Source organism: Sphingomonas sp. (assembly GCF_042096255.1).
GTDB lineage: Bacteria > Pseudomonadota > Alphaproteobacteria > Sphingomonadales > Sphingomonadaceae > Sphingomonas.
Map to the genome: position 1 here is coordinate 21,002 of NZ_JBELLZ010000043.1, position 6,658 is coordinate 27,659.

Here is a 6,658-nt window from a genome sequence, read left to right on the forward strand (position 1 = left end):
TGCGCAAGCATTATCCCGTCGGCCAGGGCTGGATGCCCGGCGCGAGGCGGCAGACGGTGAAGGCGGTGGACGACATCACCTTCACCATCGCTCGCGGCGAGACGCTGGCGATCGTCGGCGAAAGCGGCTGTGGCAAATCCACGCTCGGCCGCGCGATCCTGCGCTTCACCGATGTCACCAGCGGCACCGTCTGGCTGGACGGGCATCGCATCAGCGACATGCGCGGGCGCTTCCTGCGCCGGCTGCGCCGGCAGATGCAGGTCGTCCATCAGGACCCGTCGGCGTCCTTGTCTCCGCGCATGACGGTCCGCGACATCCTCGCCGAGCCGTTACGCAACTTCGGTGTCGCGGGTGCGCGCGCGGACATCGATCGCCGGGTGGCGGAACTGCTCACCTGGGTCGGCCTGCCGCCCGAGGTCGCGAACCGCTATCCCCATGAATTCTCAGGAGGACAGCGCCAGCGCATCGCCATCGCCCGCGCGCTGGCGCCAGAGCCTGACCTCCTGATCTGCGACGAGGCCGTCTCCGCGCTGGACGTGTCCAGCAAGGCGCAGATCATCAATCTCCTCGCCGATCTCCAGCAACGCCTCGGCCTCGCGATGCTGTTCATAAGTCACGATCTGGCTGTGGTAGAACATATCGCCGATCGGGTCGCGGTGATGTACTTAGGCCGCATCGTCGAGATCGCGGATCGCCGGTCGCTTTTCTCGGCACCATCGCATCCTTATACGCAGGCACTCTTGTCTGCTGTGCTCGATCCGCATCCTTCATCAACGCGCCGCCGGATTTCCCTTGCGGGCGACGTGCCCAGTCCGATCGATCCGCCTGCGGGCTGCCATTTTCACACCCGCTGCCCCTACGCCTTCGATCGCTGCCGCATTGAAACCCCCACTCTGGACCCACGCTCGCCGACACAGTCGGCCGCCTGCCACCTTGGGCAAGTTCCATCGGTTCAATAGCATAAGGTGCCGCTTCCCAGTCGGAAGCGGCGCGCTTCTCCGGGGTTTCAGAACGCCATCAGGTTCTCACGGAACGTCTCGTGCTCGTATGCGGTGCGGGTCAGCCCGCGCTTCTGAAGCACCGGCACCAGCCGATCGCAGATGTCGGAGACGTAATTCGGCTTGATATGGGCCGCGATCAGGAATCCGTCGCCGCCCACTTCCTCGACGATGTCGCCCATCATCGACGCGATCATGTCCGGCGTGCCGACCATCTGGTTGAAACCATCGTCCGCCGAATGGGTCATGATCTGGCGCAGCGTCGCCTGCGGGCCGTGCTTGGCGAACATCTGCAACATGGTCTGCATGCCGTTCGTCTTGATCTCGCCGACCGGCGCATCGAGGTCGAACTTGCTGAAATCGATCCCGGACAGGAAAGACATCGCCGCCATCCCTTTCTCCATGTGATTCGCCTTCGCCTTGGCGAGCGCCTCTTTCTTCGGCGCCACGTCTTCCGGGTGATCGACCAGAATCGGCGTGACCGCGAACATCACCTTCATCTGGTCCGGATCGCGACCGAACCCTTCGGCATAGCCGCGCACGTCGTCACGATACTTCTTCATGTCCGCCATCGTGCCCGAGGTGGCGAGCACGATATCGGCGTTGCGACCCGAGAAGCGCCGTCCGCGCGGCGATCCGCCCGGCGCCACGAAGATCGGCCGGCCCTGCGGCGAGCGCGGCATGTTCAGCGGCCCGCGCGACTTGTAGAACTTGCCCTCGAAGTTGATCGCGCGAACCTTCCCGGGGTCGATGAATACGCCGCTGTCGGCGTCCATCACCACCGCATCCTCGTCCCACGCATCCCACAACTGGCTGCACAGATCGACATATTCGTCCGCCATGTCGTAGCGCAGATCGTGCTCGAACTGCTTGTCGTGGCCGTAGTTCTGCGCGGCGGCGTCGCTGGTCGCGGTCACGATGTTCCAGGCGATGCGGCCGTTGGAATAGTGATCCATCGTCGCCAGCGACCGGGCGAGCAACCACGGCGGATAGAAGGTGGAGGTCATCGTCACCGCGATGCCCAGCCGCTTGGTCGCCTGCGCCAGATAGGGCGTCAGAATGACCGGATCGAGCTTGGGCGTCATCGTCGCGGTGCGCAGGTAATAGTCCATCGACCCGCCATAGGCATAAGGCACCGCGGAGGTGTCCTCCAGGATCAGCAGGTCGAAGCACGCGCGTTCCATCGCGCGCGCCGCATCCTGGAAGATGTCCGGCTTGGTCCAATCATATCCGGGCGCATAGCCCGGCTCGTTCCAGCCCTGCACCGTGATGCCTGGACCAAGGAACCATCCAAGGTGAAACTCGGCCATGAGACCCCCGCATGTTTGTGAACAGGGGAAGACTGACACACACGGGTTTGGCGCGATCATTCGTTTTTATGCAGCGTACGATAGCGTCACCTGCAGAAGCCCCGCGATGCTTGCACCGCTGCCGCCGTTTCTCTCCAATGCGGGACGACGGCTTTGGGGGAATGCGGTGGAAGACCGGCAATCGATACGTCCGTTCCTGGCCATGCTGCAGGACCGCGGCGAATTGCTGCGTATCGCGGAACCGGTCGATCCGCTGTTCGAACTCTCGGCGTTCCTGTCGCTCGCGGACCGCGGCCCGGCGCTGCTGTTCGATCAGGTCGAAGGTTCGCCGCTCCGGGTCGCGGGCAACCTGCTCGCCGGGCGCGATCGGATCGCGGCCGCGCTGGGGATCCTCCCCGGCGAGATCGCCGCGACCATCCATCGCGCGATCCGCGAACCGATCGCGCCGATCGTCGCGAACCATGCCGCGGTACAGGCCGTTGTGGAGCGGCACCGCCCTTTGGATGCTCTCCCGATCCCGACCTTCTTCGAGCATGAGCAGCGGCCCTATATCACCGCCGGCGTCATCCTCGCGCGCGATCCCGAATCGGGGCGCGGCAACGCTTCCTTCGCGCGCGTCGGCAAGCTCGATGGCCGTACCGCGCTGGTCGGCATCGCCCCCAACCACCATCTCGCCCAGCTGTCGCGCAAGGCCGCGGCGCGCGGAGAGCCTCTGCCGATCGCGGTCGTCCTCGGCGCGCATCCCGCGATCCAGCTTGCCGCCTGCCTCTACCTTGGGCTCGGCGACGACGAGCTCCATTGCGCCGGCCGCCTGCTCGGCGAGCCGGTCGAGCTCGTTCCCGCCTTCACCATCGACCTCGCCGTTCCGGCCGGGGCGGAGATCGTGCTGGAAGGCACGCTCGATGCCGCCGATCCGGTGCCCGAGGGGCTGATCTCCGAATATCATGGCATGTACGAGGATTACGGCCCCGGCATCCGCGCCACCTTTTCGGCGATGACCCGGCGACACGATGCGATCCTCCAGGTGATCGAGCCGGGCTATCACCGCGAACATATCTACCTCGGCGCACTGCCGATCGGCGCCGGCCTTCTCCATGCGATCGGCGCCGTGCTGCCCAATGTACGCGATGTCGCGGTGACGGAGGCGGGCGCCGGCCGCACCGACATCGTCGTGCAGATCGATGCCCCTCGCCCCGGCCAGGCCCGCCGGGCGATCCATGCCGCCTTTGCCGCGGTCAGCATGGTCAAGCGGGTGACCGTGGTGGATGGCGACATCGATCCGTGGGATCCGATCATGGTCGATTGGGCGCGCTGCAACCGCATGAAGCTGGAGCGCGATCTGATCCTGCTCCCGCACAGCGGCACCGATCGCTCCGAGCCGATGGAAGAAAGCGGCCTCGTCACCAAGATCGGCATGGACGCCACCGCCAAGCCCGGTGATCGCGCGGAAGGCGTCGCACGCGCCCTGCCCCCCGCCGCGGTGCTGGAGCGCGCGCGCGCGAAGCTCCGCGCCTTGACCGCCGGCGCCTGGCTCGCCTGATGCAGAGCCCGCGCCGCCTGATCGTCGCCATCACCGGGGCTACCGGCGTCGACTACGGCATCGCCGTTCTGCGCCTGCTCCGACGACACGGTGGGTTCGAAACCCACCTCATCATTTCGCCGTCCGCGATCCGTACCCTCGCGGAGGAAAGCGACGTCCCACTCGCGGAGGTGCAGGCGCTGGCGGATGTGCGGCACCCGTTCAAGGATATCGGCGCCACCATCGCCAGCGGTTCCTTCCGGACCGAGGGGATGATCGTTGCCCCCTGCTCCTCGCATACCCTGAGCGCCATCGCCGCCTCGCTCGGCGACAACTTGATCCTGCGCGCCGCGGACGTGTGCCTGAAGGAGCGGCGTCGCCTGCTGCTGATGCTGCGCGAGACGCCGCTTCACCTGGGGCATATCGAACATATGGCGGCGGTGACCCGTTATGGCGCGATCGTGATGCCCCCCGTCCCCAGCCTCTACACCCGGCCGCAGTCGATCGCCGAAATGGTGGAGCAGACCGCCGCGCGGGCGCTCGACGTGATGGGGATCGAGACGGAGGCGCTGCACCGCTGGGGCGACGCATCCGGCCGAGAGGGATGAAAATCCAGGCTCCGGAAACGCTTATGCTGGCGTGCGCCAGAACCGGCTTCCGGGCGTTTTCTCCCGACGCCTAGTCTTCGGGTCGCGGCGGGACGATGCCCGGCGCTCGCAACGTGGGGGAAGTTCATGGCCGACAAGGTCTGGATCGGTAGCATCGTCCTGCCCGATCGGGTGATCGAGAACGGATACGTTCTGGCGGGAGACGGCATCGTCCAGCATGTCGGCGCGGGTGCGCCCCCGGCCGGCGAACGCCATGGCGGCGCGGGCATGCTGATCCTGCCCGGCGCGATCGACGCGCAGGTCCACAGCCGCAGCCAGGCCGATCAGGAGGATTTCGTCTGGTCCACCAACAGTGCCGCGGCCGGCGGAGTCACCACCATCGTCGATATGCCCTATGACGCAGGCGACCTGATCTGCACCGCGGAAAGCCTGACCGCCAAGGCGACCAGCGCAGCGGAGCAGGCGCGGGTCGATTTCGCGCTCTATGCCACCGTCGATCCCGACGAAGGGGCCGCACGCATCCCGGAACTGGTCGCTGCCGGCGCCTCCTCGTTCAAATTCTCCGCCTTCGGCACCGATCCGAAGCGCTTCCCCCGTATCCCGCCCCAGCTGATGTACGAATGCTTTGCCGCCATCGCCCCGTTCGGGTTAATCGGCGGCGTGCACAACGAGGATGACGAGATGGTCCGCGCCGCGACCGCCGCGGTGCGCGCGACGGGGGAGACCAGTTATCTTGCCCACGGCCGCTCGCGCCCGCCGGTCACCGAGGCGCTGGCGACCGCGCAGGTCTATGAGATCGGTGCCGCCACCGGCTGCTCCGCGCATATCGTCCATTGCTCGATCGCGCGCGGCTATGAACTGGCCGCCGCCTATCGCCAGCAGGGCCATGACGCTACGATCGAGGCATGCATCCATTATCTCGTGCTGACCGAGGAGGACGATGTCCGGCGCCTGGGTGGACGCGCGAAGATCAACCCGCCGATCCGGCCGCGTATGGAGCGCGAGGCGCTGTGGCGGCATCTCGCCGCGGGCAACATCACCGTCGTCTCCACCGATCACGTCAGCTGGTCGGCCGAGCGCAAGGATGATCCGGACATGCTGAAGAACGCCTCGGGCGTGCCTGGGCTGGAGGTGCTGGTGCCGCTTCTCGTAAAGGGGCTGGTGGAGCGGGATCTGCCGCTCAGCCACGCCGCACGGCTGCTGGCGCACAATCCCGCGCATCTCTTCCGCCTGGGCGCCACGAAGGGGGCGCTCCAGGTCGGTCGCGAGGCGGACGTGGTGGTGATGGCGAAGTCCCCCTATCGGTACGATGCCGCCGCGTCCGGCATGAATGTTGTCGGCTGGAGCCCTTATGAGGGGATCGAGCTGCCCTGGAAGGTGGAGGGCGCCTGGCTGCGCGGCGAGGCGGTATCCGAAGGTGGGAAGACCGTCGCCCAGCCCGGCACCGGCCGGTTCCAGCGGCCGCTGGCGCCCCGCGCATGACCGTCCCGAAGATCGATTCCGACCGCCTCTGGGCAGACATCATAGCGCTCGCCGAGGTGACCGAGCCCGGCCGCCCGTATACCCGTCGCTCGTTCACGCCGCTGTTCGACGAGGGCCGTCGCCGGCTGATCGAATGGGTGGAGGCGCTCGGCGCGAGCGTGCGGATCGATGCCGGCGGCAATTTGATCGCGCGCATCGAGGGCACCGAGCAGGGCCTGCCCGCGATCGCCATTGGATCGCATACCGATACGGTTCCCGCCGGGGGGCGGTTCGACGGGATCGCTGGCGTGCTCGCGGGGCTCGCGGTGATGCGCGCGCTGGTCGAGGCGGGAGAGCGCCTGCGCCATCCGTTCGAGCTGATCGACTGCCTGGCCGAGGAACCCAGCGAGTTCGGCGTGTCCTGCATCGGCAGCCGCGCGATCGCCGGGCAGCTGACCCCGGCGATGCTGGACCAGCGCGATCCCGCCGGGCGCCGGCTAAGCGATGCGATCCGCGAGGTCGGCGGCGACCCCGAACGGCTGGCGGAGGCGCGGCGCGAGGACCTCGGCGCCTTCCTGGAGGTCCATATTGAGCAGGGCCCGGTGCTGGAGAGCGGCGCGCTCGATATCGGCATCGTCTCCTCGATTGTCGGCATCCGCCGGCTGGAGATCCGCTTCACCGGAGCGGCAGGCCATGCCGGAACCTCGCCGATGCACCTGCGCCGCGACGCCGCCTATGCCGGCGCACTGGCACTGGTTGGCT

The 6,658-nt window shown here is 67.2% G+C and carries 6 protein-coding genes; 5 read left to right on the forward strand and 1 reads right to left on the reverse strand.

Features of this window, described 5'->3' with window-relative positions; all coding sequences use genetic code 11:
* Positions 1–65: 65 nt before the first annotated feature.
* Positions 66–959, forward strand: coding sequence for an ABC transporter ATP-binding protein (locus tag ACFDTH_RS09765; protein WP_375287332.1), 894 nt, complete (start codon positions 66–68; stop codon positions 957–959).
* A gap of 47 nt (positions 960–1,006) precedes the next feature.
* On the opposite strand, the gene ACFDTH_RS09770 is transcribed toward ACFDTH_RS09765, so the two are convergent.
* Positions 1,007–2,308 carry an NtaA/DmoA family FMN-dependent monooxygenase gene (locus ACFDTH_RS09770; protein ID WP_375287333.1) on the reverse strand — a complete coding sequence of 434 codons (1,302 nt, stop codon included), beginning with the start codon at positions 2,306–2,308 and terminating at the stop codon, positions 1,007–1,009.
* A gap of 106 nt (positions 2,309–2,414) precedes the next feature.
* On the opposite strand from ACFDTH_RS09770, the gene ACFDTH_RS09775 reads away from it, so the two are divergent.
* The 4 genes from ACFDTH_RS09775 to ACFDTH_RS09790 all read left to right on the forward strand — a co-directional run.
* Positions 2,415–3,848 carry a UbiD family decarboxylase gene (locus tag ACFDTH_RS09775; RefSeq protein ID WP_375287334.1) on the forward strand — a complete coding sequence of 478 codons (1,434 nt, stop codon included), beginning with the start codon at positions 2,415–2,417 and terminating at the stop codon, positions 3,846–3,848.
* A complete protein-coding gene (locus tag ACFDTH_RS09780) occupies positions 3,848–4,435 on the forward strand; it encodes a UbiX family flavin prenyltransferase (protein ID WP_375287335.1) in 588 nt (195 codons plus the stop codon). Before ACFDTH_RS09775 ends, ACFDTH_RS09780 begins: the two co-directional genes overlap by 1 nt.
* 126 nt (positions 4,436–4,561) lie before the next feature.
* Positions 4,562–5,917 (forward strand): dihydroorotase family protein, encoded by a 1,356-nt coding sequence (locus tag ACFDTH_RS09785; protein ID WP_375287336.1) that lies wholly within the window; start codon positions 4,562–4,564, stop codon positions 5,915–5,917.
* The coding region (locus tag ACFDTH_RS09790) for a hydantoinase/carbamoylase family amidase (protein WP_375287337.1) at positions 5,914–6,658 on the forward strand (745 nt) is incomplete at its 3' end. The genes ACFDTH_RS09785 and ACFDTH_RS09790, both read left to right, overlap by 4 nt.

Excerpts from the sequence above, each read along its gene's own strand:
- ACFDTH_RS09770 (WP_375287333.1), bottom strand. The coding sequence starts at position 2,308 with ATGGCCGAGTTTCACCTTGGATGGTTCCTTGGTCCAGGCATCACGGTG.
- ACFDTH_RS09775 (WP_375287334.1), top strand. The coding sequence starts at position 2,415 with ATGCTTGCACCGCTGCCGCCGTTTCTCTCCAATGCGGGACGACGGCTT.
- ACFDTH_RS09780 (WP_375287335.1), top strand. The coding sequence starts at position 3,848 with ATGCAGAGCCCGCGCCGCCTGATCGTCGCCATCACCGGGGCTACCGGC.
- ACFDTH_RS09785 (WP_375287336.1), top strand. The coding sequence starts at position 4,562 with ATGGCCGACAAGGTCTGGATCGGTAGCATCGTCCTGCCCGATCGGGTG.